The organism is Promicromonospora sp. NPDC057138 (genome assembly GCF_042670845.1).
GTDB lineage: Bacteria > Actinomycetota > Actinomycetes > Actinomycetales > Cellulomonadaceae > Promicromonospora.
This window is the reverse complement of sequence record NZ_JBHUUX010000017.1, coordinates 1-23,321: the sequence shown is the minus strand read 5'-3', so window position 1 is coordinate 23,321 and position 23,321 is coordinate 1. Positions and strand designations below refer to the sequence as shown.

At 71.6% G+C, this 23,321-nt stretch carries 17 protein-coding genes; 5 read left to right on the top strand and 12 right to left on the bottom strand.

All coding sequences use genetic code 11. The features are described 5' to 3' along the window. Positions 1-112: 112 nt before the first annotated feature. Both ACFT2C_RS12245 and ACFT2C_RS12240 read right to left on the bottom strand, forming a co-directional pair. Complete coding sequence (locus ACFT2C_RS12245) at positions 113-676, bottom strand: DinB family protein (protein WP_377207332.1); 564 nt, start codon at positions 674-676, stop codon at positions 113-115. A gap of 319 nt (positions 677-995) precedes the next feature. Next, complete coding sequence (locus tag ACFT2C_RS12240) at positions 996-2,048, bottom strand: peptide ligase PGM1-related protein (protein ID WP_377207331.1); 1,053 nt, start codon at positions 2,046-2,048, stop codon at positions 996-998. Between the two features lie 551 nt (positions 2,049-2,599). On the opposite strand from ACFT2C_RS12240, the gene ACFT2C_RS12235 reads away from it, so the two are divergent. The 3 genes from ACFT2C_RS12235 to ACFT2C_RS12225 all read left to right on the top strand — a co-directional run bounded on the left by ACFT2C_RS12235 (position 2,600) and on the right by ACFT2C_RS12225 (position 5,185). Further along, positions 2,600-3,436 carry a class II glutamine amidotransferase gene (locus ACFT2C_RS12235; RefSeq protein ID WP_377207330.1) on the top strand — a complete coding sequence of 279 codons (837 nt, stop codon included), beginning with the start codon at positions 2,600-2,602 and terminating at the stop codon, positions 3,434-3,436. Positions 3,437-3,474: 38 nt separating this feature from the next. Beyond that, positions 3,475-3,900, top strand: coding sequence for a hypothetical protein (locus ACFT2C_RS12230; RefSeq protein ID WP_377207329.1), 426 nt, complete (start codon positions 3,475-3,477; stop codon positions 3,898-3,900). Positions 3,901-3,994: 94 nt separating this feature from the next. Beyond that, a complete protein-coding gene (locus tag ACFT2C_RS12225) occupies positions 3,995-5,185 on the top strand; it encodes a cation:proton antiporter (RefSeq protein ID WP_377207328.1) in 1,191 nt (396 codons plus the stop codon). A 48-nt stretch (positions 5,186-5,233) separates the two neighbouring features. On the opposite strand, the gene ACFT2C_RS12220 is transcribed toward ACFT2C_RS12225, so the two are convergent. Further along, the gene (locus tag ACFT2C_RS12220; RefSeq protein WP_377207327.1) at positions 5,234-8,005 is read right to left on the bottom strand and encodes a cation-translocating P-type ATPase; all 2,772 of its coding nucleotides are present in this window, start codon (positions 8,003-8,005) and stop codon (positions 5,234-5,236) included. Between the two features lie 110 nt (positions 8,006-8,115). Further along, a complete protein-coding gene (locus ACFT2C_RS12215; RefSeq protein ID WP_377207326.1) occupies positions 8,116-9,948 on the bottom strand; it encodes a GTP-binding protein in 1,833 nt (610 codons plus the stop codon). 182 nt (positions 9,949-10,130) lie between these two features. Between ACFT2C_RS12215 and ACFT2C_RS12210 the strand changes: the two genes are divergently transcribed. Further along, positions 10,131-10,916 (top strand): alpha/beta fold hydrolase, encoded by a 786-nt coding sequence (locus ACFT2C_RS12210; protein ID WP_377207325.1) that lies wholly within the window; start codon positions 10,131-10,133, stop codon positions 10,914-10,916. Positions 10,917-11,082: 166 nt separating this feature from the next. Here the strand turns inward: ACFT2C_RS12210 and ACFT2C_RS12205 are convergent, their stop codons facing one another. Together ACFT2C_RS12205 and ACFT2C_RS12200 are read right to left on the bottom strand one after the other, a co-directional pair. Beyond that, a complete protein-coding gene (locus ACFT2C_RS12205) occupies positions 11,083-11,316 on the bottom strand; it encodes a DUF433 domain-containing protein (RefSeq protein WP_377207324.1) in 234 nt (77 codons plus the stop codon). A gap of 125 nt (positions 11,317-11,441) precedes the next feature. Further along, positions 11,442-12,410 (bottom strand): EamA family transporter, encoded by a 969-nt coding sequence (locus ACFT2C_RS12200; protein WP_377207323.1) that lies wholly within the window; start codon positions 12,408-12,410, stop codon positions 11,442-11,444. Positions 12,411-12,491: 81 nt separating this feature from the next. Here ACFT2C_RS12200 and ACFT2C_RS12195 point away from each other — a divergent pair, with 81 nt between their 5' ends. Further along, complete coding sequence (locus ACFT2C_RS12195) at positions 12,492-13,385, top strand: LysR family transcriptional regulator (protein WP_377207322.1); 894 nt, start codon at positions 12,492-12,494, stop codon at positions 13,383-13,385. A 26-nt stretch (positions 13,386-13,411) separates the two neighbouring features. On the opposite strand, the gene ACFT2C_RS12190 is transcribed toward ACFT2C_RS12195, so the two are convergent. The 6 genes from ACFT2C_RS12190 to ACFT2C_RS12165 form a co-directional block, all read right to left on the bottom strand. After that, positions 13,412-14,338 carry an OmpA family protein gene (locus ACFT2C_RS12190; protein WP_377207321.1) on the bottom strand — a complete coding sequence of 309 codons (927 nt, stop codon included), beginning with the start codon at positions 14,336-14,338 and terminating at the stop codon, positions 13,412-13,414. Then, positions 14,335-16,869 (bottom strand): Hsp70 family protein, encoded by a 2,535-nt coding sequence (locus tag ACFT2C_RS12185; protein ID WP_377207320.1) that lies wholly within the window; start codon positions 16,867-16,869, stop codon positions 14,335-14,337. Before ACFT2C_RS12185 ends, ACFT2C_RS12190 begins: the two co-directional genes overlap by 4 nt. Next, positions 16,856-17,485: a hypothetical protein gene (locus ACFT2C_RS12180; protein WP_377207319.1), complete on the bottom strand. Its 630-nt coding sequence runs from the start codon at positions 17,483-17,485 to the stop codon at positions 16,856-16,858. The genes ACFT2C_RS12185 and ACFT2C_RS12180 overlap by 14 nt, the downstream gene beginning before the upstream one ends. Before the next feature lie 40 nt (positions 17,486-17,525). After that, positions 17,526-18,767, bottom strand: coding sequence for a hypothetical protein (locus ACFT2C_RS12175; RefSeq protein ID WP_377207318.1), 1,242 nt, complete (start codon positions 18,765-18,767; stop codon positions 17,526-17,528). A 57-nt stretch (positions 18,768-18,824) separates the two neighbouring features. After that, positions 18,825-19,706, bottom strand: coding sequence for a serine/threonine-protein kinase (locus ACFT2C_RS12170; RefSeq protein WP_377207317.1), 882 nt, complete (start codon positions 19,704-19,706; stop codon positions 18,825-18,827). 145 nt (positions 19,707-19,851) lie between these two features. Then, on the bottom strand, positions 19,852-23,241 hold the full coding sequence (locus tag ACFT2C_RS12165; RefSeq protein ID WP_377207316.1) for a bifunctional [glutamine synthetase] adenylyltransferase/[glutamine synthetase]-adenylyl-L-tyrosine phosphorylase: 3,390 nt from the start codon (positions 23,239-23,241) through the stop codon (positions 19,852-19,854). Positions 23,242-23,321 lie beyond the last annotated feature (80 nt).

Sequence of the window (23,321 nt, the reverse complement as noted above, 5' to 3'; positions counted from 1 at the left end):
TCACAGTGTTCGCAGTGATCCGGCCGAATGCCTTCGCGCCTCTCGGAGGCAAACATGGAGCGTCACGCTGTCCAGGTAGGTTCCCGAACCTCGATCGCCGGACAGCGAGAAGTCATATTCGCCGGGGCACGGTTCCGTCCTGCCAGAGGTACAGGTCGCGCAGCAAGGAAATCTCGGCGCCGTGATGGATCAGCTCCCTGTTGACGTGCAGGACCCTGTTCTCCATGGGAAGCCGCTCGGGACCGATCGCGGGCGGACTCTCCAGGTCGTCGTCCGAGAGTTCGCGAACCCCCGAATTCCACTTCCCGTACATCTCATCGAGTTGTCCTAGCGCCTCGTCGGCGGTCCCCGCGTAAGCGAATGTCTGGGAGTCGACGTCCTTGCCGCCGAAGTACCATCCGACCCGATAGCCCAGGCACGAGACGATGATGTGCGCCAGCCGCCAGGCGATCGTGGTCACCGGAGCCGGCTCCGGTGCAGGGGAGGCGAAATCCATCGTCCACTCTCCTGAGCCTTCCGACATCGGTGCGGCCGCCGTGCCGCGGGGGCGGATGCTCCAGCAGTCGCGCACCGGCTCCCAGAGGTACTCCTCATCGGTAAGACCATCGAGCCGCGGTCGCAGGCTGTTGTGCCAGTGCCAGTTCAGTTGCTCTGCGAGCCGCTCGCTTCTTGTCATTTCCGCACACTACATAGAACGGTCGGTCATGATCTGTGGAGTATGTGAGCAATCCGTTGTGAGCTGCTTCGGCAGTTTGCGCCGACCGAGGACCTCTTCTACTGGCGGCGCGGGAGCGGCTGGTGGGCGTATGAGATGGCGAGGCGCTAGTCGGCATGGCGCACGGCGTCGCCTTCGTGGCCGAGTCCAAGAAAAGTCCACACCGGCCGTCTGCCAGGTACGACTTCGAGCTCTACTACGACATCTAGACCTGTCGTTCGTCGAAACCCCCGGATCTGAGCGTGGATCCGGGGGTTTCGCGCTTCTCCGGAACGTGGCGTCAGGCGGGCGCCTCGATCGCGGCCACAGCTGCCTGGTGAAGCCGTTCGGCGTGGTCAGGTGAGCGGCCGATCGTCGTGAGTCCGATCCGACCGTCGATGTCGAGTCCGATGAAGCTGTGGAGGATCGCGCCGGTTCCGGACCGTGGGTCGAACTCCAGTCCGGCCGAGCGGACGGCGTCGATGACATCGTCGGCGGGGCGCCCGCGCCATGCAGGATCGACGACGTTGTCGGTCGAGAGATAGCAGCGTTCAGAACCGTCCTTGGCCGACCAGCTGCCCGTCTCTGCGTCGTAGCGCCCTGGAACCAGGTTGTGCAACAGGGAGAGTGGGTGCGACGTGCCCGTCTTGCGCAAGTTGATCTCGAGGCCGTGTACCTGCCATCCCGACGAGGAAGATCGTGTTGCCGCGAAATCGACGCAGAAGCGGCCCATCGCACCCTGGTCCGCGAGAAGCTCCCCCACGGCCTGGCCGTACGACATGAGGTGGCTGCCGTAGTCCGGGTTCGCCGGGAACTGACATCCCAGGTATACCTGTCCGCCGGCACCGCCGAGGAGCTGTTCGTGGGTGGAGATGACTTCCACGCGGCGGACCGGTGCGATGTCGACCTGCACGCTGGGACTGGAGAACTGGTGCCCGGTGACGAGCTCCTCGACGACGGCTCCGCCCGCGAGGTTGGAGAGATACCACGGCTCCAGAGACTCGACGGCTGCCCGCAGCTCGGCAGCGGTGGGCGAGCCTGTGAACCGGACCACGCGATTGCCGTGGCCCGCGCCGCTGTTGTCCAGCTTGATGACCACCCCGGCCGCGCCGGCATGCTGCCGCCTGATGGCCTCCGCGGCCGCCAGGACGTCGGTGACGGAGCGGACGTCTTCCTGTCCGAGCGGAAGCGGCACTCCGGCGCTGCGCATGAGTCTTCGGCCGTTGCTCTTGAACCCGAGCGGCCACAGGCGCGGCGGGGTGCCGTTGAGCGGCAGCTCGAGGCGGCGGGCGACGTCCATCTCCAGATGCGTGACGTTCCACGGCTCGATATAGGCCAGGCGGCCGGACGTCATCGTCCGGATCCTCGCCATGAGGTCCGGCCGGTCCAAGAGCTTCGAGGTGATCGAACGCGGGGTCGGGTCAGGGACCTCGAGAAGCCGGATCCGTGCCCGCGTGTCGGGTCGGCGGTCCGCCGGCACGAAGGACAGGTAGTACTCGAGCACGCGCTCCGTGGGGCGTTTGGCCGTCACGAAGATCATCTCCGCCTCTGGTACCAGCGGAAGCATCAGCATGGTCAGCAGCTGTCGGTGTTCCAGGGCAGGGATGCGCGGCCCGTACTGCGCCAGCAGCGACGAGTCCACGCTGTACGACGGGAGAACCACCACAGTGTGGGGCACGCGGGATCGGGGCTGGTTTGCCGACCTCGCGCGGGCCAACCGCGCCTGCGAGTTGAAGGCTCCCATGTCACTCCGATCCTGAGTCTCAGGTGATGGGGGTCGCCGGGCGGGCGTAGGTCGACAGTGGGGACCATCCTATTTGGCCCACTACGGGTTCGACCTCACCCAATTCGGATGACCCCCGGCGTCTGTCCCCGACGCATACTGCAGGGGAGAGTGAGGTTGACATGTGTCGTTGGCTCGCGTATTCGGGTTCGCCCGTACTTCTGGAAGATCTTCTCTACAAGCCTGAGAACTCGCTCGTCGTGCAGAGCAAGCACTCCCGGCTGGGCGTGGAGACCATCAACGGTGACGGTTTCGGTGTCGGCTGGTACGGCGCCCCGGAGACACCAGGCATCTACCACAGCACCGATCCGGCATGGAACGACCGCAACCTGCAAGAGCTCTCAGCCCATGCGTCCGCCGGGCGAGTCTTCGCTCACATCCGCGCGTCGACCGGCACAGCGGTCCAGCAGACCAACTGTCATCCGTTCCGCCACGACAACTGGCTCTGGATGCACAACGGGGCCATCGCGGACTTCAAGTCGCTGAAGCGCGACCTGATCCTGGCCGTCGATCCTGCCCTCTACACGGATATCGAGGGATCGACGGACTCCGAGCTCTTCTTCTTCCTGGCCCTGACTTTCGGGCTCGAAAAAGATCCACCGGAAGCAGTCGCCCGAGCCGTCGGTCTCATCGAGGAGACAGGGCGACGGCACGGCATCCAGTACCCGATCCAGATGACGGTGGCCACTACCGACGGGACGACCACGTGGGCGTTCCGCTATTCCAGCGAGGGCATGTCCCGGTCGCTGTTCCACAGCACTGACATCTCTACGCTGCGTCTCCAGTACCCCGACAACCCCGTTCTGCACGAGCTCTCCGAGGATGCACGGCTCGTCGTGTCCGAACCACTGGGGAACCTGCACGGAGCCTGGCGAGAGGTGCCGGAGTCCACGTGTCTCGTCGTCCAGGGTGGCAGCGAGGAGCTGCACGGGTTCTCACCCACACATGCCCTCGGATGATGCCGGAGTGAGTTCTGCCCCGCAGGAAAGGATTCGAAATGACTCAGCAACCCATAGCGAGCCCGCTGGCAGGTAGCAAACCTCCCAGCACCTGGGCGACCGGCTTCATCATCTTCGCAGCCGTGATGATGATGCTGTCCGGAGCATTCCAGGCCCTCGCCGGGCTCGTGGCCCTGTTCGAGAACGAGTTCTACGTCACGACGTCCGACTACGTGCTGCAGCTCGACACCACCACATGGGGGTGGATCCACCTGCTGCTCGGCCTGCTCGTGGTGATCGCGAGCTTCGCGGTCCTGGGCGGCAGGATCTGGGGTCGCGTCATCGGAGTCACCCTGGCCGCTCTCAGCGCCCTGGCGAACTTCGCCTTCATCCCCTACTACCCGGTGTGGTCCCTGGTGGTCATCACGCTGGACGTGTTCGTCATCTGGGCACTTACCGTGCACGGACGCGACAACGTCCGATGACAGCTCCCTGAACCGTCGGCGACGACGAACCGTCGGCCAGGACGAACCGGCGGCGACGACGCCGTGCCCCGGCGGGTGAACGGAGAGCTGTCGCATGGAGATCCTGCCGGTGTGCGTGGCGCTCGCCACGATCTTCGTCTGGTGCGCGCTCGCCGGTCGACTCGAACGCACCGGCCTGACCGCTCCGATCGTGTTCGTGGCGGCCGGCTTCGTGCTGGTCGAGGTCTTCGATGCGCACGACCTCGGTCTCGAACCTGAGCTGGTCAAGCTGATCGCCGAGGTCACGCTGGTCTGGGTCCTGTTCGGGGACGCTTCCGGGGTCCGCTGGCGCGAGTTCCGCCGCGACCTCGGCACGTACTGGCGTCTGCTCGGGATCGGGCTCCCCCTCACCATGGCACTCGGGACGGGCGTCGCGATGGTGGTCCTCGGCCTCGACCCGTGGCCCGCCCTGCTGGTCGGCGCCGCACTCGCACCCACCGATGCGGCCTTGGGGGCGAGCGTCATGGCCAACCCTCGGGTGCCCGGCAGGGTGCGCAGCGCACTCAACGTCGAGAGCGGACTCAACGACGGCATCGCCACACCGATCGTCCTGGTGGCCATCGCCGGAACCGCGGTCGCCGAAGGAATCACCGGGGTGGAAAGCCCGGAGCGTGCAGTGCTCTCGCTGGTCGTGGGTGTCGCGGTCGGCGCGTTGATCGGTGGGCTGGGGGCCTGGGCGACCAAGCGAGCCCGTCACCTGGGATGGCTGCACGAGAAGCTCGACGGGGTCGCTGTCCTGGCCCTTGCACTGCTCGCCTATGCCGGGGCCCTGTTGATCGACGGCAACGGCTTCGTCGCAGCCTTCGTCGCCGGGCTGGTCTTCGGCAACGTCGCGGGGCGCCGCCAGGAGAAGGAGGTGACCTTCGTCGAGCAGTCCGGGTACCTCGCTTCGATGATCAGCTGGCTGGTCTTCGGTGCCCTGGCCGTGCCGGTGATCGTGGAGTGGTGGAGCTGGAGCGTGCTCGCCTACGTCGCCCTGAGTCTCACGCTCGTGCGCATGCTCCCCGTCCTCGTGTCGTTGCTCGGCGCCGGATTCGACCGCTACTCGGTCGCCTTCATCAGCTGGTTCGGCCCCCGTGGGCTCGCCTCGGTCATCTTCGCCCTGCTCGCCCTGGAGGGACTCGGGGACGCCGGCCAGGAGGTCGTCGCCGTCATCTCGCTCGCGGTTCTGGTCAGCGTCGTCGTCCACGGGTTCAGCGCCAGACCGCTGTCGGCGAGATTTCCCCAGGTGTCCAGGGCGGCCTAGCCGGCCGGTCAAGACCGCGCAGCCTCCGGCACCGGCGTCGACGCCGCGTCAGGCCGCACGCGCGATCGCAGCCTCAGGCACAGCCCGCGCCGCGCCGACGGCGGCCGCACGCCGGCGGAGGAAGAGCTTGATGATCTCCTCAACGACCAGCAGGCTCGCCGCGAGCGCGATGCAGATGCCCCACTGCTGTGCGTCGAGCCCAGTGGTGCCGAAGATCCGTTCGAGCAGGTCGATGGTCGTGACCAGCACGATCGCCAGCAGCGCCAGGCCGTAGCGGCGCAGCTGCGCGAGACCGGGCACTGCGTCGCGGTCGAAGATCGTGCCGAGCTGGTCGCGGGACAGCAGACCGGCGATCACGTGGAAGACCGAGAGCGTGGTGAGCAGCATGGTCGCCGCGACGACGGGGCCGTCGCGGCCGTCGCCGATCTGGTAGGCCACGAGGGAGCCGGCGGTCATGACCGCGCCCTGGACGCAGAGCCGGATCCAGCTCGTCCGGGACAGGACCGGTGCGCTGACCGGGCGCGGGGGCCGGCCCATCAGGCCCTTGGTGGCCTGGTCGAAGCCGAGCGCGATCGCGATCGGGATGTCGACGACCATGTTGAGCCACAGGATCTGCAGGGGGTTCAGGGGCGTGCCGGCCGCGATGTTCAGGACGCCCGCGAGCAGGAAGATAGCGATGTACGCCACCAGCGTGGACATCTGGAAGCGCAGGTACTTCACGAGGTTGTCGTACAGGGAGCGGCCGTACGAGACGGCGCCCACGATGGTCGCGAAGTTGTCGTCGGTCAGGATCATCACCGCTGCCTCCTTGGAGACCTCCGTGCCGGTGATACCCATGGCGACGCCGATGTCGGCGGCCTTCAGCGCCGGTGCGTCGTTCACGCCGTCGCCGGTCATCGCGACCACGTTGCCCGAACGCTTGAGCAGCTGGACCAGCCGGATCTTGTCCTCGGGCGCGACCCGCGCGACCACCCCGATGTCGTCGAGCTGGGCCAGCAGCTCGTCGTCGCTCATGGCCGCGAACTCGGCCCCTGTCAGCGCCCGGCCCTCGATGCCGAGCTCCCCGGCGATAGCGGCCGCCGTGGTGGCGTGGTCACCGGTGATCATCCGGACCCGGATCCCCGCCGAGTGGCACTCCGCGATCGCCGCCTTGGCCTCCGGGCGCGGCGGGTCCACGATGCCCACCATTGCCAGCAGCGTCAGGTCGGTGACCAGGCCGATCAGGTTTCCGCCGCCGCCCGATACCGCGGCGTCGAAGGTCGCGCGGTCGAGGTCGCGCCGGGCGACGACCATCACTCGCTCGCCGGAGTTCGCCATCCGGTCGTTCGCCTCGAGCGCCAGGTGCCGGTTCTGGTCGGTGACCGGCACGATGGCGCCGTCCGGCGACCGGTAGGCGGCGCCGCGCCCGATCAGCACGTCCGGGGCGCCCTTGACGTAGCAGCGCACCACCGGGCGTCCGTCACCCGCGGTCATCTCGTGGAAGGTGGCCATGAACTTGTACTCGGAGTCGAACGGCACCTCGGCGACGCGGGGGAAGTCCCGCCGGGTGCCGTCGATGTCGAGCCCGCCCTTGGCACCGAGCACGATCAGTGCGCCCTCGGTGGGGTCGCCGATCAGGCTCTCGCCGTCGAGGACCGCGTCCGCGCACAGGATCATCGGCAGCAGGTATGGGTCGAGGTCGATGTGGGAGCCTCCGACGTGCCGGATCTCGCCGGCGATGCCGTAACCCTCGCCCGTGACGGTGAACCGGTTGTAGCCGGGAATCGCCATCTCCCGGGCGGTCATCTTGTTCAGGGTCAGCGTTCCGGTCTTGTCCGAGCAGATCGCGGACGTCGCGCCGAGCGTCTCCACCGCGGGCAGCCGCTTGACGATCGCGTTGCGGCGCGCGATCTCGCGGGTGCCCATGGAGAGCAGCGCGGTCACGACGGCGGGCAGGCCGGTCGGGATCGCGGCCACCGCGAGCGCCACGCCGGTGATGAACAGGGTGTCGAACGACACGCCTCGGACCAGCCCGAACACCATCACGAGGACCAGTGCTACGGCCGCGATGGACGCGATGATCCTGGACAGGCCGTCGAGCTGCTTCTGCAGCGGCGTCTTGTCCGCCTCGGTGTTGGCCAGCAGGTCGGCGATGTGCCCGATCTCGGTGTTCATGCCCGTCGCGGTGACGACCATCTCGCCGCGGCCGCGGGTGACCGAGGTGTTCATGTAGGCCATGCAGGTCCGGTCGCCCAGCGGCACGTCGTCGCCAGGTACCGGGTCGGTCGACTTGCTCACCGGGAGGCTCTCCCCGGTCAGTGCGGCTTCCTCGATCTCCAGGGTGGCGGCCAGCATGATCCGGCCGTCCGCCGGCACCCGGTTTCCCGCCTCGACCAGCACCATGTCGCCCGGCACCAGCTCCCCGGCGTCGATCTCGACCGCCTGACCGTCGCGCCGGACCCGGGCGACCGTCTTCATCATCTTCGCCAGCGCGGCGACGCTCTCCTCTGCCTTCGCCTCCTGCCTCAGTCCAATAACCGCGTTGAACAGGGTCAGGCCGGCCAGCACCAGGGACGTGCCGACGTCGCCGGTGACCACGAGGTTGACCACCGCCGCCACCAGTAGGACGAGCTGCATGAAGTCGCGGTACTGCCGCAGGAACGCCTGCAGCCCTGACTCCTTCTTCGCCGCGGTCAGCCGGTTCGGCCCGTACGTCTCCAGCCTGCGGGCTGCCTCGGCGACGGCGAGCCCCTGCGTCAGGTCCACATGGAGCCTGTTGGCAACTTCGATCGCATGCGTGGACGCCGGGTCCACCGCGATCCGGCCCGCAGCCCGCGACATCGTCGCCTCCAACGCTCCGTCGGGCGCACCTGAAGCCGGGCGACGCCTCCTCCGCAAGGCACACAATGGTTGACCGACGGCCTGGAGGCCTCCCCCGAAACGGGCGATCGTCAGGACCGCGCCGCCTCCCGCACCGGCTCGAACCGGTCGTGCTCCGTCTGGCACACGCCCTCCCCGTGGGTCAGGCCCGGCAGGTCCCGCTGCAGCGCGGCGACCGCGCCGGCCGGGATCTCGCCCCGCACGACGGCGATCCCGGCGCCCGGGGCCCCTGCGCCGGCGACGGCCGACTCGAACGGCACCCCGCCCAGCCGTCCGACCAGCGAGGTCACCGACCCGACGGCGTCGTCGGGCAGCTCGATCACGAACCGGTGGACCGGCTCGCACACCACCGTCCCGGCCCGGCGGACCGCGGCAGCCAGCACGCGCGGCGTCAGGCCCCGGAAGTCGGCGCCGGTGCTGGACATCGCCTTGTTGAACTTCTGGTGCATGTGGCTCTGCCGCGGCGCGTAGCCCGAGTGGGTCATGACCACCCGGGCGTCCGGGACCGGCCACCGCAGCGGCCCGCGGGCCAGCTCGCGGCGGACGGTGTCCTCCACGGCGTCGAAGAACGCGGGCGGCATCGAGCCCCGCTCGCACTCCAGCTCGAACGTCACGCCCGAGCCGACCGGCGCGGGCTCCACCCGCAGCCCGATCGTCGCCAGGAACTCGTTGCCGTCCTGCTTCTTCACCTCCAGCGCGTGGCCCGTGCCGACGACCCGCTCCTGGCGCGCCGTGCGGACCTCCCCGAACCGCGCGTCGACCCCGTACTCCCGCTGCAGGACGGCACCCAGCACCTCGCGCTGGACCTCGCCGTACAGCGAGACGGTGATCTCCTCGTCCCGCCGCCGCACGCGGATCAGCGGGTCCTGCTCGGCCAGCTCGGTGAGCGCGGCGTACAACCGCCCGCGGTCGGCCGGGTCGACGTCGACCACCGTCTCGTACGACGGCGGCGGGAACTGGCTCGCGCGCTCGTCCCCGGGCAGCACCGGCCCGACGACGTCACCGACGCGCGCCGTCGACAGCCCCTGGACGACGGCGATCTGGCCGGACTCCGCCGTCGGGCGCGGTTCGAGCGACCCGCGGTGCGCGATCCGCAGCCCGGTGATCCGCTCGGCCCGGCCGTGGCCGAGGTCGATCTTGTCGCGGACCCGCAGCGCGCCCGACCGCATCCTGACGAACGTCCGCTTACGGCCGTCCTCCCGGTCGATGGCAAAGACGACGCCGGAGGGCCCGGCGGCACCGGCTCCGCGGTCCACCACCGGGAGGTACATCCCCAGGGCGGCGGCCAGCTCGGGCACGCCTGCGCCCGTCACCGCCGATCCGAACAGCACGGGGTGAGCGGCTCCCCGCCGTGACTCCCCCGCGAGCCAGGGGCGCAGGCCGTCGTCGGGCAGCGGCTCGACCCGGGCGTCCGGCGTGCCCGCGGCAAGCACCCGCTGCACGGGCAGGACGTCCGGGCTCAGGCGGCGCGCGACGGCGTCGGCCACGGCACCCGGCCGCGCCCCGCGCCGGTCGATCTTGTTCACGAACACGATCACGGGCAACCGCAGCCGTTGCAGGGCGCGCATCAGCACGAGGGTCTGGGCCTGCACGCCCTCGACGGCCGACAGCACGAGCACCGCGCCGTCGAGCACGGCGAGGCTGCGGTCCACCTCGGCGATGAAGTCCGGGTGGCCCGGTGTGTCGAGCACGTTGACGGTGACGTTCCCGGCAGGGAACGACGCCACCGAGGCGCGGATGGTGATGCCGCGCTCCCGCTCCAGCGCGAGGGTGTCGGTGGTGGTGTCGCCGCCGTCCACGCTGCCGGGGCGGTCGATCACGCCCGCGTGGTGCAGCAGGCGTTCGGTCAGGCTGGTCTTACCGGCGTCGACATGAGCGACGATCCCGAGGTTGAGGTACGACAAAGGCAGTCACGTCCGTGGTGCGGAGGGTCAGGGCACGGGGCGTGACAGCTGTCATGGGAGTTCCAATCTCTCGGGTTCGGCACCACGATGCTCCGGCGGGCGCGATCGGGGCAACGCTTTTTCCGTCGGCTGTGCCACGAGCGGGACCGCGCACGACGCCGTCGTCGTGGAAGGCTTCGCGCATGTACCGACGCGCGGAGGATGAGCTGGGAGTGGCACACACGTGGGGCACAGGCCCTGAGGTGGTCTTCCTGAGCAATCCGCTGGCCGATCCCGTTCAATGGTCGGCCGGTGTTCGCGACGAGCTTCTCGCCCTGGGCTACCGGGTGACGACCTTCGAGCATCGCCCGAACGGCCTGGACTGGCGCAGCGCTGTTACCTGCGTCCAGACGTACATCGCGCGCGGGCGAGAACCGGCCGCGCTCGTGGGGTGGTCACAGGGGGCGGCGCTCGCGCAGGAGGTAGCGCTTGCTTCCCCCGAGCACGTGCGAGCAGCCGCGCTGCTCGCCACCTACGGGCGGCAGAACGAGATCGACAGGATCTTGCAGGAATCCTGGGACATCCTGGCCGACGGCGGAGCAGACTCCCTGCGACTTGCGCTAGGCCTCCTGACGGCGTTCCCGCCGGACCGTCTTGCTGATGACTCGTTCGTGCGGAGCTTGCGGGAGGCTCAGTCGTCCTGGGCGGGCCCACCCGACCCACACGCGCGACGACGAGCAGCCACGTTCATATCGACGTACCAGGATCGACTTCAGGACCTCGCAGGTATCACGATTCCCTGTCTGATCATGGGCTTCGAGCTCGACACCGACACCTACGCCCCGCGGGCACGCGAGGTCGCGCAGGCGATCCCGCGCGGGGAGTACGTCGAACTGCCCGGCCTCGGGCATGCCGCCCCCTTCAGCGACCCCGATCTGGTCTGGCCGAGGGTGGTCGGCTTCCTCAAGGAGCACCACTCTCCGGCGTAGTCCCATGGTCGTCGCCCAGGTTGGCTGCCGGCCTCGAGCGAACGTGTTTCATTCGTATCCGAGGAGTGGTTGCCGTCCGGTAGCTCGGTCGTGTGCTTCGCGTCATGACCAGCCTTGGTCAGCGCACGCGCCAGCCGTGCGGGCAGCTGCGCGTCGACGAGGAACTTCACGCCGCGCTGACGGACACGACGGTGTGCCCACCCGACGCCAGCGCCCCATACTCGAGCGCCGCAAGGACGTCGTCCCGCTCCAGGTCGGGATAGTCATCCATGATCTCGTCAACGCTCATACCCGACGCCATCAGCTCCAGGAGCATCTGCACCGGGTACCGCAGCCCGCGCACAACCGGCTGGCCGTGGCAGATCTGCGGATCTGATGTGATGCGCTCAAGACGGGACATGGTGCCATCTTAACGACGCGCGCCAAGGTCACACATGGGGACCGCGACGACGTCGCGCCCCACACCGACGCCTCGTTGACCAGGCGGGCACCGACCATGCCGGCTGCCCCCGAAGACCACGATCCTCATCGCACGGCCTCCAGCGCCGCGCCCTCGTTCGACGCCGCGGGGAGCGCCGTCCGCCTGGCTCGGGGCGGGAGCTGACCCGCGAGCACCGCGGCGAGCGCGAGCACCAGTCCGGCCACCTGGACCAGGGTCAGGGTCTCGCCGAGCAGGCCGACGCCGATCCCCGCCGCCACCAGGGGCGCGAGCGGGCCGAGAAACGCCACGGACGTCACCGGCAGTCGCCCGATCCCCCGGAACCACAGCACGTACGCGACGAGGCCGCCCACCAGCCCGAGCCAGAGGTAGCCGAGGGCCGCCTGGCCGTCGACGGCGGGCGGGGCACCCTCGACGAGGAAGGTCACCGGGAGGAGGAAGAGACCGCCCGCGGTGAGCTGCCAGCCGGCGGACGAGACCGGGCCGACTCCCTCGGGCCGTCCCCAGCGCTTGGTCAGGGCGATGCCGAGCGCCATCGAGCCGGCGCCACCGAGCCCGGCGATGACGCCGACGACGTCGAGACCCGCGTCCGGGCCGAGCACCACGAGACCGACGCCGACCACGCCCCCGGCTCCCCAGACGAGCCGCCGCACCGACAGTCGCTCCCCGAGCACCGGAACCGCGAGAAGCGCGACGACCACCGGCGTGATGGCGCCGAAGGTGGCGGCGACGCCGCCGGGCAGCCGCTCGGCGGCAAGGAAGAGCATCGGGAAGAAGAGGCCGATGTTGAGGATGCCGAGCACCGCGCCCTTCCACCACCACGAGCCACGGGGCAGGGCGGAGCCGCCCGGCAGCACCATCCCGATCGCGACGGCGACCAGCCCGGCGGGTAGCGCACGCACGAGCCCGGCGAAGAGTGGGTGCCCGGCCGGAAGCATCTCGGTAGTGACGAAGTAGGTAGTGCCCCAGACGATCGGAGCGAATGCCGTGACGGCAGTGAGCGCCACGATCCTGGCCCGCGTGCGGCCCTCCGGCGAGAGCGTCCTCATGTCCATGCCGCCCAGTCTTGGCTCCGAGGCAGCTATGAGTCCAACACATCCTTTTCATCTGATCGATCGTGATCCACGATTGATCGTATGGAGCTTCAGCAGATGCGATACGTCGTGGCGGTCGCCGAGGCGGCCAACTTCACCAGGGCCGCTGAACGCTGCCACGTGGTGCAGTCCGCGCTGAGCCACCAGATCAAGCGGCTCGAGCACGAGCTCGGCGCCACGCTCTTCGCGCGCACCAGCCGGCGGGTCAGCCTGACGCCGGCGGGCGAGGCGTTCCTGCCCGCGGCGCGGCAGGCCCTGGAGGCAGCCGAGCGCGCGGCTGCCGACGCCGCGGCCACCGTCGGCGAGGTGCGCGGGCGGCTCCGTGTCGGCGTCATCCCGACGGTCGCGGCCGTCGACGTGCCCGCGGCGCTGCGCGACCTGCGCCGTCGTCACCCGCAGGTGCGCGTCGCGCTGCGCACCGGCGCGAGCGACAAGCTGACGGCCGACGTCGCCAACGGGCAGCTCGACGTCGCGTTCCTCGGTCTGCCGAGCACCGCGCGGCCGACGGGCGTGCGCAGCCACGAGCTGGCCCGCGAGCGCCTGGTCGCCGTCCTCGCCCCGGACCACCACCTGGCCGGCGCCAAGGACCTGGATCTCGCGGACCTCGCGGCCGAGCCGTTCGTCGACTTCCCGTACGGCTCGGCCGGCCGGGCCCAGACGGACCAGGCCTTCGCGCGCTCCGGGCTCAGCCGGGACGTGGCCTTCGAGGTGACCGACGCGCCGCTCATGGCGCAGGTGATCCGGCATGGGCTCGCGATCGGCTTCCTGCCGGCGACCTATCTCCAGCGCGCCCCCGAGCTCAGCGGTCTGGCCACCGCCACCGTGTCGAACGCGCCCAGCCGGGTCGAGTACGTCGTATGGGGCAAGGCCGGGCCCACCCCCGCGACCCGCGCGTTCCTGACGGCGATCGGGCTCCCGCCGACGCCGGCGGCGTGATCTTCGATCTTCCAGGGCACCACGTCCTACTGCGCCACCTCGATCACGACGGTCACGGTCTGGTTCCTCGTCCGGCCCGCCTCGTCCGTGTTGGGATACGGCGGGTCGACGTCGCCCGCGCTCGCCACACCCACCGCGCTCAGTGGGATCCCGCTGTCCGACGAGAGCACCTGCGCCGCCGCGAGGGCGCGGGCCAGCCCCACCTCTGCGTTGTCCGCGTACGGGCTGCCCGGCACGGGGGCGGTGTCGCTGGTGTGGCCGACGACCGTCACGTCCACGTCCACGGCAAGACCACCGAGCCGGCCGGCGAGGCCGGCCAGCATGTCGGCCCCGCTGCCCGACGTCTCGGCGCCGCCGGCCAGGAACACCGGTTCGCGGAACGTCACGACCACCGATCGCGCGTCGAGCCTGGTGGTCCACCGTGGGTCGCCCAGCGCGCCCCGCAGCTCCCGGAGGGCCGTCCCGTCGTCCGGCGTCGTCCCGTCGGCCGACGTCGGCCCGTCCCGCTGGGCGGAGGCCAGCTCGCTCACCTCCTGCCGCAGCCGGGTGAGCGCCTCGGCCACCGCCGGGTCCGAACCCTGCTCCGCAGCCTGGCGCGGAGCCAAGGCCCAGCCGACCGCCGCGCCGCCGCCGACGAGCAGGAGGCAGACCGCGGCGGCGCCCGCGGCCACACCGGCCCGTGGGCGTTTCCCGGCCCAGGTCGCGCGGATCCGACGGCGCCCCTCCCGCGCCCCGGCGTGGTCGGGGTCCAGGTGCTCGACGCGCGCCCAGCACGCGTCGGCCCGGGCGAGGTCGCCGCGCTGAGCGTGCACGCGCGCCAGCAGGTCGAGGACCTCCACGTCGTCGCTGTCCTCGCCACCGAGCGTGTCGAGCAGACGCCGCGCGGTGTCGTACCGGCCGGCGCGGGCAGACAGTGTTGCTTCGACGACGGCGGCCTCGATGACGGCGCTCACCGCTCACCGCCGTTCCCCAGGAGCCCGTCCCCGAGGATCGACGGCGTCGTGGCACTCCCGCCGGTCCGGTCGACGAACCGGCCGAGCCGGGTGCTGATCCCGTCGAGCCGGTTGAGGTCGCCGACGGCGACCGCCGCGCGCCCGTCGGCGAGGTGCCGCTGCACCTCGGGGCGTGGGTCGCCGTCCAGCTCGCCCTCGAGGCTCGCGAACCGGACCAGGGGAAGCTGCCCGTTGTCCTGGAACACCCGCATCGCGATGGACCTGACCTCGTTCGTCCGCCGTTCGATCACCGTTCGGTTGCCGTCCGCGATGGCTTCCTCGAGCTCTGCGTCGGCCTTGCGCAGATCCAGTGCGTACTGACGACCGCCCGCGTCCTGGACGATCTCGTGCGCCATGGTCTGCGCCTCCCGTCCTTCCTGGACGACCCTGGGCAGCTCCAGCAGAGCGTCGGTCTCGTCCAGCGCGGAGTCGGCGTCGAGCAGGCGTGCCTGACAGGTCGCGATCGCGTCCTGGTCCGCCTCGGACTGCTGCAGGAGTCGGTCGATCTCCTCCATGATGCCGTCCGAGCCCAGCCGGTCCAGGCGGGCCAGCGCCTCCGTGGCCCTGATCTGGTCGGCCTGGCTCCACAGGTCGTGGTATCTGCCTTCGAGCGCCGCGCGGGACGCATCCAGGTCAGCGAGGCTGGGCAGCACGGGGCGGGCAAGGTCGACGTCGATCTCGAACTCGGCGTCGAGGAAGGGGACGAACGCCTCGGCCTCGATCCGGAAGCTGGTGTCGACGCGCACGACCACCTCGACCTCCGTACCCACGGGAAGGTCGCGCTCGATGTCGTCCGACCGGACGTCGAGCTGCCCCACCACCGTGTTGCGGTCGGCCCGCGCGTGCTCGCCGGACAGGATCGGGATGCGGACCAACCCGTCCCCGGACGCCTTGCTCACCGCCTGCGTCGTCCGCAGCCCGCGGATCTCTCCCTTGCTCGGCAGCTCGGTGTTGCGCAGGACCAGGGGCGCCACGACGTTGCCCGCAAGGGCGACGCCGAGCGAGTGGCTCATGGTCGGAGCCCCGCCCATGCCGCTCTTCTTGCGCTGGTAGGTGATGCCGGGCTGATCTGTCGCGACCTCGGTGCCCGCGGGGTCGCGCAGGGTCACGGTGAACGAGTGGGTGGTGAAGTCCTCGGCGCGCAGCCGCACGGAGAACGACCCGTCCGGGCGGAGCGGCACGGCCCCGGTGCTCCAGGGCGGGTTCGCCGTCGTGTTCCGGATCTCGACGATGCCGCCGGTCCAGTCGGCGACGCCGTCCGTCTGGACCTGGCCGCCGAGCAGCGGGTCGGGGTCGAGCCCGGCCGCCGCGTACTCGAGGTTCAGCCGCGCTCGGCCCGGCGCGAGCGGGACCGTCGCCCGGACCTCCCGGGGGATGCGCTGCGTCCCGGCGTAGACCGCCGCGCCGCGCGCCACCACGGTCATCGGGTCGAGGCTGTGATCGAGCGGGATGCCGAGGCCCTCGGCCGGGTCGGCCAGCATCTCGCGCACCAGGGAGAGCTGGGACGAACCGCCGACCAGCAGGACCCGTTCGAACGCCTCGGGCCGGATCCCGCTCTCGGACAGCGACTGGCGGCAGAGCCGGATCGAGCTGGACACCAGGGGCCACGCCACCTCCTCGAGGTCGTCGCGCGTCAGCACGCAGGTGAAGTCGATCTCGCGGCCGGCCGCGATCTTGATCTCCGCCTCGATCTCGACCGTCTCCTGCTGCGACAGCTCGATCTTCGCCGTCTCCGCCAGCCCCTTGAGCTGCGCGAGCACACCCCGGTAGCGCGGGTCGTCCGCAGTGACGTCGCTCAGGCCGTGCTCCTCCTGCAGCTCGGGAAGCAGGATGTCCTCGACGATCGCCCAGTCGATCCGCTTGCCGCCCAGCGAGTTGTCTCCGGCGTGGTTGACGACGATGAACTCGCCGTCCTCGATCTTCACGACGGCCGCGTCGAAGGTGCCGCCGCCGAAGTCGTAGACGAGCCAGAACCCCTTGTCCGGCAGCTCTTCGGCGTCTGCCGTGTAGGCCCAGACGGCGGCGGTGGGCTCCTGCAGCAGCGGCGCGAACCGCAGGCCGGCGAGCTCGGCCGCCCGGCCGGTGGCGGCCGTCTGGTCCGCGGTGAACGCGGCCGGGACCGTGATCACGGCCGTCTCGACCTGCTCGCCCGTGCGCCGCTGCACGTCGCCGCGCAGGGACTTGAGCACCTCCGCCGACAGCTCCTCCGGCGACATGGTGCGGCGCGCGGCCTCGAACAGCTTGTCCTGGTCACGCCGTCCCATGCGGAGCTTGAACTCAGCGCACGAGTTGTCCGGGTCGGACACCACGCGGTCGCTGGCCTTCTGGCCGACGAGCACGTTCCCCGAGCGGCTCAGGTACACGGCCGAGGGCGTGAACTCCTGGTTGTGGTTGTTCCGGACCACCTCGGCGCCCGCGCCCTTCGCCATGGCGACGGCGCTGTTGGTGGTGCCCAGGTCGATCCCGACGTCGATGGTGTCACGCATCGTCATGTCCCCTCGTCTCGGGTGCTGCCTTCACGGGTGCTGCCTTTTCCGGCACCGCCTTCTCGGGTGCTGCCTTCTCCGGGACCGCCACGATCACTTCCCCCTCCTGGATGACCCGCCCGGCGCGACGCACCGACGGCCGGACGGTCTCCACGACCGTCTCCTCGGTGACGCCCGGATCGTCCTGGTAGGCCAGGACGCGCAGGTCCATCCCTACGTCGAACCGCAGCCCGTCGTGCCCGTGCGCCTCGATCCCCGCGCGGGCCAGGCGGTCCGCGGCGGCGCCCAGGTAGCGGTTGGCCCAGCGCACCGCGCGCGGCGGGTCCTGGTCGGCGCCGGGGCCGCCCACCTTGTTGCGGGCCCGCCAGATCTCCGTCACCAGGTCCGCGACGACGTCGTCGGGCAGGTCGTCCACCGGCTGTCCGTCCGGGACGACGTCCGACAGGTCATCCGGCAGGGCGTCCGGCACCTCGGCAGGCGGCAGGTCATCCGGCAGAGCGTCCGGCAGGGCGTGCGGCAACTCGGCGGGCGGCAGGATCCGGAACTCGGCCGGAAACCGACGCTGCCGGAACCAGGCCGCCAGGCTGGAGGCGCCGTCCCGGCGCCCTGGTGCGGCGTTCACCCATCCACTCCTTCACGTTCGTGTGCCTGCGGCCTTCGCATCAGAGCCCCCGGAAGAAGCCGATGACCCGCCCGACGACGTCCACCGCCATGAACGCCCCGAGGATGGCGCCCAGGCTGGACCACACCGGCCCGGAGTCGAGCTGGTGGTAGAGGAACCACCAGGACCCCGCGCCACCGGCCGCGAAGACGATGAGGGTGGCCACGCAGCCGAAGGCGCGACCCTGAGCGGACACGGTCACCCCCCGCGCCGCGAGGTTCTCAAGATCGGCGACGTTCGTGTCCAGGAGCGTGCTGGCCGACGGGGACCACGCCAGGGGGCGGGCCCGGCGGAGCAGGTCCAGGGCCGGCTCCGCCGACGCCGCACTGAGCTGGCCGGACTCCAGGCGCTCATTGACGTACGCGAACACACAGTTGTTGGCGGTCCGGGCAACCTCGTCCCGGACGGCGCCGGTCAGGTCGTCGCGGTAGCCGAGCACCGCCGTGACGGTCGCCAGCGCCGTCGTCGTCTCGTCGAGCAGCGTGGCGGCCGCCGAGAGCCCGGCGGACGGATCAGCGCTCCGTGCGGCCTCGCAGGCGCCCCGCACTCGGTCCGTGGCGGGCTCGACGGCCGCCCGGGCGACGTCGCGCACCTGCCTCGGCTCGAACCCCGACCCGCGCAGCGCCTCCAGGTGGTGCTCCGCGTCCGCGGGAGCGGCACCGGCGGCCCCCACGGCCAGCCCGACGGACACGCCGATCACGTGCTCCTGCACCCGGTCGCGCAGCGCGCGGAGCACGGTGACCGAGAGCCGCGGGTCGTCGATCTCGCTCGCGCGCCGACGCACCCACGCCCACGTCTCCTCGGCGGCGAGCGCGTGCGCCCAGAGGCGCAGGCCCACCTTCCAGTCCTCCCGGGCCGCCTCGCCGGCCACCCTCCCGTCGGGCAGGGTGGCCTCCAGCGCCCGGCAGTGCGCGAACACCGCGAGGTCGTGCTCGTCCCCGCCGCCGGGCCGGAGCCAGAACAGCTCGTGCACGAGCCGCGCCAGCGGGTCGCGCAAGACTTCGAAGCCGCCGCGCAGCGCGTCCACATCGTCCGACGGCGGCAGCGGCACGTCGCCGTCGGGCGCCGGTGTCACGTAGTACGGGTTCTGGGTCTCCTCCCGGTGCCGGCGCACCTGCCGGGGAGTCACGTCGGTGGGCAGGCCCGTGACCCGGAACGCGTTGTTCCGGTACAGGCCGTGCCCCTCCAGGGGGCGCAGCACCCGGTCGATGTCGCGGGCGACGGCGGACGTCATGCTCTCCATGTCCTCTCCTTGTCAGCCCTCTCCTTGCCAGCCCTCGCCATGTCAGCCCTCGCCATGTCAGCGACTCCCAGATCGGGGCTGTCCGGGCTTTCGGGACGCCTGCCATGCCGCCAGCTCACGACCCAGCATGGCCGCGTCGGCCGGGCGGCGCGGCAGCTCCGGCTCGAGGGCGCCGAGCACGACCTGCGCCAGCTCGTGGTCCACGTCGCGGTTGAGGTCGTGGGGCGAGATCGGTGGCGCCCGGTGCCGGGCGCCGAAGACCGTGAGCGGCACGTCCGAGTAGGGCAGGAGGTCCGTCAGCAGGAGATACGCCACCGTCCCTACGGCGTACACGTCGCCGGCCGGCGAGGTGCCCTGCCCGTACCTGAGCGCCTCCGGCGCCATGAAGGCGAGGGTGCCCCCGGAGCCGGCCAGGCCGGTCTCGGCGTCGACGCGCCGAGCCAGCCCGAAGTCGCCGACCCGCACCCGCAGCCGGCCCTGGTCGTACCCGACGAGGACGTTCCACGGCGTCACGTCGCGATGGACGATCGGCGGGGCCGCCTGGTGGGCCACCGCGAGACCGGCGCAGAGCTGCACGAGGATCTCGACGGCGTCGTCGACCGGGACGAACCCGTCCGCGTGCGACCGCCGGAAGTCGTCGAGGTTCCCGGCCGCGACATACTCCATCGTGAAGAAGCCGCGGTCGCCCGCCGGCGTCTCGACGGTACCGGCGTCGAAGACCCGCACGATGTTCCGGTGGCCGAGCTTCGACAACAGCACGGCCTCGCCGAGCATCCGTCGCGTCTCGGCCAGGGTCCCGACCCGCTTGAAGACCTTCATGGCCTGGCGTCCCAGGAACCGGTGCCGGACCCGGTACACCTCGGAGTAGGCGCCCTCGCCGAGGTAGCGCTCGACCTCGTACGTGTCGCCGATCGCTCGGCCCTCGGCAAGAAGACGCACTGACTCTCCCCTCCCGACCCGGGCCCTACCAGCGACGACGCCGCTACCCTACCGCCATGAGCCTCTGGCTCAACGGACATTTCGGCGGGGGAAAGACCACCACTGCGGCAGAGCTCGACGCCCTCCTGATCGCGAACCGCCTCGCTCACTCCGCGCCGTAGAACACCCGCTCCATCACGGCCCGCGCCCGCCGGGCGACCCGCAGGTACAGCTCCTCGAGCTCCGGCCCGGTGCCCACGTCCCCCAGCAGGCGGGCCAGCCCGGTCAGGGCGTGGCTGTCGTGCGGCAGCATGTCGACGCCGGCGCCCGTCGTCCGCCCGGACCACAGCACGATCGCCGACCGCAGCCGCGACGCGAGCCGCCAGGCCTCCAGCAGCACCTCGGCGTCGTCGTCGGTCAGGAGGTCCGCCTCCTTGGCGGCCTTCAGGGCGGCGACCGTGCCGGTGGTCCGCAGGCCCGGCACCTCGAACGCGTGCTGGAGCTGCAGCAGCTGGACCGTCCACTCGACGTCGGACACCCCGCCGCGCCCCAGCTTCAGGTGCCGCGCCGGGTCAGCGCCGCGCGGCAGCCGCTCCGACTCGACGCGCGCCTTGATCCGCCGGACCTCGCGCAGGACCGCGGCGTCCGGCCCGCCCTCCGGGTAGCGCAGCGGGTCGATGAGCGCCGTGAACCACGCGCCCAGCGATACGCCGCCCTCCGCACCCGGTCCCAGGTCGAGCTCGGGGCCGACGCCGGGCACTTCGCCCGCCGTCGCACCATCCGACGCCGTCGCACCACCCCCGGCGCCCGTCACCCCGCCGTCCGGCAGCGAGCCCGCCACCGCGCCCTCCTCCGGGCCGCCCGCCGCGACCACGCTCAGCGTGCCCGACAGGGCCCGCGCCCGCAGGAGCGCCTGCGCCTCCCAGGGCGAGGACCAGCGGCCGTAGTACTTCACGTACGACTCGAAGGACCGCACCAGGGGCCCGTTGCGGCCCTCGGGCCGCAGGTCGGCGTCCACGGGCAGGCTCGGCTCCGGCCCGACGGCGGTGAGGATGCGCCGCATGGTCTTCGCCACGGTCAGGGCGTAGTCGTTGGCCTCCTTGTCCGGCGCGCCGCCGACCGCCTCGTACACGAACATGATGTCGGCGTCCGAGCCGTACCCCATCTCCTGGCCGCCGAGGCGGCCCATCGCGACGATGAGCAGGCGCGCGGGCTCGTCCCCGCGCGCAACCTTCCGCTCGGCGCGCGCCTCGTGCTCCGCGATGCGCAGCCCGCCGGCCAGGACGACGTCGGCGGCGTCCGAGATGGCCTTGGCCGCACTGACCGGCCCGAGCGCCCCCAGCACCTCGGCGACGCCGGTGCGGGCCAGCTCGCGGCGCCGCAGAGCGCGCAGCGCGACGGTGGCGCCGTCCACATCCTGGGCCCGCCCGAGCAGGGCGTCCGCCTCCGACGCCAGTCGGCGCACCCCGCGCGGCGCCAGCGACTCCGACTCGGCGAGCCAGCGCACCGACTCCGGGGAGCGCCCGATCGCGTCCGCGAGGTACCGCGACGAGGACAGCACCTGCGCCAGCCGCGACGCCGCCTCGGCCGAGTCGCGCAGCAGCCGCAGGTACCAGTGGGTCCCGCCCAGGGTGTCCGACAGCTTCCGGAACGCGAGCAGCCCCTCGTCCGGGTCGGCGCCCTCGGCGAACCAGCCGAGCAGGACCGGCAGCAGCTGGCGCTGGATCGCCGCCCGCCGCGAGACGCCGTCCGTCAGGGCCTGGACGTGGCGCATCGCGCCGGCCGGGTCACGGTAGCCCATCGCCGCGAACCGGGCCATGGCGGCCCGGGGCGCGAGCGACGCCTCGCCCCTGGACAGCAGCGCCGTGGCCGGCAGGAGCGGCCGGTAGAACACGGCCTCGTGCAGGTCGCGCACCTCGCGCCGCACCGCCCGCCAGGTCTTGACGAGGTCGTCGGCGCTGCCGTAGGCCAGCCCGCGGCCGAGCCGCCGCAGGTCGGCCTCGGCGGTCGGCATGAGGTGGGTCCGGCGCAGCCGGAAGAGCTGGATCCGGTGCTCCAGGGCCCGCAGGAACCGGTAGCACTCCCCCATCCGCTGGGCGTGGTCGCGTCCCACGTAGCCGCCACGGGACAGCGCGGCCAGGGCGTCGAGCGTGGTCCGCGACCGGATGTCCTCGTCCGCGCGCCCGTGCACGAGCTGCAGGAGCTGCACGGTGAACTCGACGTCGCGCAGGCCGCCCTTGCCGAGCTTAATCTGCCGGTCCGCCTCGGCCACGGGCACGTTGTCCTCGACGCGCTTGCGCATCGCGCGGGCGTCCTCGACGAAGTTGGGCCGCTCCACGGCCTGCCACACCAGCGGCCCGACGGCGGCCACGTACTCCTCCCCCAGCGCCACGTCGCCCGCGACGGGACGCGCCTTGAGCAGCGCCTGGAACTCCCACGTCACGGCCCACCGCTCGTAGTAGGCGACGTGGCTGGCCAGCGTCCGCACGAGCGGCCCCTGCTTGCCCTCCGGCCGCAGCGCAGCGTCGACCTGCCACAGCGCCGGCTCCGCCGAGGCCCCGGAGCACACCTGCGCGAGCCGTCCCGCGAGCCGGGTGGCGACCCGCAGGGCGTGGTCCTCGTCGCACGCCGGCGCGCCGTCGGGCAGGAGGCCGGGCTCGGCGACGTAGATGACGTCCACGTCGGAGATGTAGTTGAGCTCGCGGCCGCCGGTCTTGCCCATGCCCAGCACGGCCAGGCGGACGCCGGCCGCGTGGTCGGCCTCCTCCGAGCGGGCGATGGCCAGCGCGCCCTCCAGCGCGGCGGCCGCGAGATCCGCGAGCGCGGCGGCGACGCCGGGCAGCACGGCCGTCGGGTCGGGTGCCGTCACGTCGGTCGCGGCGATCCGCAGCAGGCGTGCCCGGTAGGCGCGCCGCAGGCGGTCCGTGTACGACGGCGACTGGTCCCCGGACGACGCCGTCGACCCGGCCGGGCCGTGCACGCCCGCGACGGGCTCCTCGGCCTCGGGGTCCGCGTCGACGGCCCGCAGCAGCTCGGCACGGACCGCGCCGGCCGGCACGCCGGTGCCCGAGGCGCAGTCGCCGATCAGGTCGAGCAGCGAGGGGTGCCGGACCAGCTCGTCGCCGAGCGCCGAGGACGCGCCCAGCACGCGCAGCAGGCGGTCGCGCGCGGTCGTGCTGGGCGGCTCCGCGTCGTCGGGCGCCGCGGCATCCGCGTCACCGCGCGGCTCGGCCGGCGTCCCCTCGGGAATCGCGAGGACCGGGCGCAGCCGGTCCGGGGCGGCCGCCGCGAGGCGGACGAGCTGCAGCAGCGCGAGGTCCGGATCGGCGACGGCGGCGAGCGAGCGCAGCAGTGCGGCGTCGGCCGGCTCGAGGACTACCACGTCGCGATCGGGGCCGGCGTCCGGGCCGACGGCGCGGTCGGCGCCATGCCTGGTCCGGGTGTCCAGGACCGAGACCAGGTCGGGATCCCGCCACAGCGAGGAGGACCGGGTGAGGTCGGCGAACCCTGCCCGGATCAGATGGGTCGTCAGGGTCTCGGGTCGGCGGCTCTGCACCCCCTGACCCTACGACGCAAACTCGCCGAAGTAGAGCGCGTGTCCGAGTCCTCCTGGTGCAACCAGGGAGACTCGGACAC